Source organism: Aeromonas sp. HMWF015 (assembly GCF_963878965.1).
Classification (GTDB): Bacteria; Pseudomonadota; Gammaproteobacteria; order Enterobacterales; family Aeromonadaceae; genus Aeromonas; species Aeromonas veronii.
Window position 1 is genome coordinate 1 of sequence record NZ_CAWNZT010000224.1, and the last position, 1,850, is coordinate 1,850.

A 1,850-nucleotide genomic window follows, 5' to 3' on the forward strand; every position below is an offset into this window, starting at 1 on the left:
CGCTGTTCGTGAGTCCACTGGACATGGTGGACAACCAGCCCCGCGAGATTAACTTTGCGTGGTGGGAGCGTGAGTGCAACGACCTCGGCTATCCCGTTGGGGAATGGCGACGCACCATTGTGGGTGCCTACTTCAACCACGGCACCAACGACAACCCAAACTGGAGCAGCCACACATGAGCATCTTCGAGCACATGACATGGGGACTGGGCACCCCGAACCTGCCCAAGCTGGGGGCTCGAGCCATTCTGCAACGTGGTTATGTTGATTTCCTGGGCGACCGTGCCGGTATGTACGGCGAGCCAGACGAGGCGTGGCGGGCCGAGTGTGACACGGTGCTGCCGCACTTCCTGCGTGAGTTAACCAAGATGGCCAAGGCATACCAGATATGCACCGACATGGACGAGGTGTTTCGCCTTGAACACAAGGGCTGGGTGTGTGAAGCCAGTCCGAGGCGCAGCTACGGCTACCTCTACCTCGACATCTACCACCCCGCTAGTTAGCGGGGTGTTTGTTTCAAGGAGAAGTATCATGAACAAGTTCTATCACGTGGGCACATTGGCCCGCCGTGAAGTCACCGACCTGCTGCACACGCTGACGCACAACACAGCCGCCAATGCCGAGGGGATCCTCAACTACGTGGGCAGCAAGCTGAACCCCTACGACCCGCGCAAAGAGAAGGCCCAGGCACGGCACACATTGCGCCGGGTCAAGAAGGCTCACAAGGCAGGGCGTATCCCGCTTGAGCTTACCGTGACGGGTTGCCGCATCGACCGGGGGAGCCATCAAGCAGACCGCTACTACTACGACCAGACACTGCTGGCCCAGGGCTGGCAGCAGTACGACACCGAGGAGGATGCTTGGTATTTCGGGATATGGATTAACACACGGACGCTGGAGACTTTTACCTACGCCGAGGGGGATACCAGCCATGTGATTGCGCCAAACGTCGAGGCATTTCGCTCTGAATTGGCGCGGCTTTACCAGTACCACCCGCAAGCCCCGGCGTTTATCAGCATCGACCCGCAAGCGGGCGTTGTAACCCACCATTTTGAAACCAAGCCGGAGGTGTGAGATGGCCAAACACATCACCATCCGGGTGCCAGGCAAGCATCCGCAGACTGGCGAGCTCACCACCTTCGAACTCAAGGGTCAGCGCATGGATATCGACATCGGTGGGCAGACCGTGCCTTTCCTCATTCACGGGAGGGGGATAGGAACCTCGCTCACCCATATCCCCAGTGGCTATCGCATCGCGCTGCTCGGTGGCTGGCTCACCGCTCGCTACACACACCCTGAGAATAAGCCCAGCAGAACGGCCTGCGCCCAGATGGCTATCGAGCGACTGGTGGCTCAATACGGCTCGCTGCACCTGCTGGACCGGCTCAATGGCAAGCCGGTTATCAATGCGCTCGCAGACACCGCGCATTGAACCACAACTGTCTCGCTCATCCACATAAAGCATAAAGGGCCAGCCCTCACAGGCTGGCCCTTGGCACCATTGGAGTCACCGAACATGACCCGTCTAATCACCGGGCTCGAGGTGCATCGCTATGCACCCGAGCTGAACAAACTGCACCTGCGCAACCGCCAGACGTTACCTGCACCCGGCATCACCACCATCAGGCAAGCCAAAGCCCGCCTGTTTGGCCACTGGCAGCCAGGGCATCAGGTGACCATCACCGTGAGTCACCCTGACTACGTCAATCTCTCCCGGCTCTACCGAGGGCGACTGGCCAGCCTGACCGACCTCCCAGAGCACCTGACCAGATTACGCCAACGCCACAACGTGCCTGGCACCCGCATCGACATTGAACTGAGGTATCGCTAATCATGACCACGACAATCACC

Annotated in this window: 4 protein-coding genes; all 4 read left to right on the top strand. The window is 59.5% G+C overall.

Annotation, left to right across the window (positions count from 1 at the left end):
• Nucleotides 1-175: 175 nt before the first annotated feature.
• The 4 genes from AACS18_RS12420 (at nt 176) to AACS18_RS12435 (ending at nt 1,830) form a co-directional block, all read left to right on the top strand.
• On the top strand, nt 176-502 hold the full coding sequence (locus AACS18_RS12420) for a type IV toxin-antitoxin system YeeU family antitoxin (protein ID WP_042019086.1): 327 nt from the start codon (nt 176-178) through the stop codon (nt 500-502).
• Between the two features lie 28 nt (nt 503-530).
• A complete protein-coding gene (locus tag AACS18_RS12425; RefSeq protein ID WP_108612431.1) occupies nt 531-1,073 on the top strand; it encodes a hypothetical protein in 543 nt (180 codons plus the stop codon).
• Nucleotide 1,074: 1 nt separating this feature from the next.
• Entirely contained in the window at nt 1,075-1,431 is a 357-nt protein-coding gene (locus AACS18_RS12430; protein ID WP_108612432.1) for a hypothetical protein, read from the top strand.
• An 84-nt stretch (nt 1,432-1,515) separates the two neighbouring features.
• Nucleotides 1,516-1,830 (top strand): hypothetical protein, encoded by a 315-nt coding sequence (locus AACS18_RS12435; RefSeq protein ID WP_108612433.1) that lies wholly within the window; start codon nt 1,516-1,518, stop codon nt 1,828-1,830.
• Nucleotides 1,831-1,850: the final 20 nt, after the last annotated feature.

Bases quoted from the DNA above. Each gene is read 5' to 3' on its own strand.
- AACS18_RS12420 (WP_042019086.1), top strand. From the start codon at position 176: ATGAGCATCTTCGAGCACATGACATGGGGACTGGGCACCCCGAACCTG.
- AACS18_RS12425 (WP_108612431.1), top strand. From the start codon at position 531: ATGAACAAGTTCTATCACGTGGGCACATTGGCCCGCCGTGAAGTCACC.
- AACS18_RS12430 (WP_108612432.1), top strand. From the start codon at position 1,075: ATGGCCAAACACATCACCATCCGGGTGCCAGGCAAGCATCCGCAGACT.
- AACS18_RS12435 (WP_108612433.1), top strand. From the start codon at position 1,516: ATGACCCGTCTAATCACCGGGCTCGAGGTGCATCGCTATGCACCCGAG.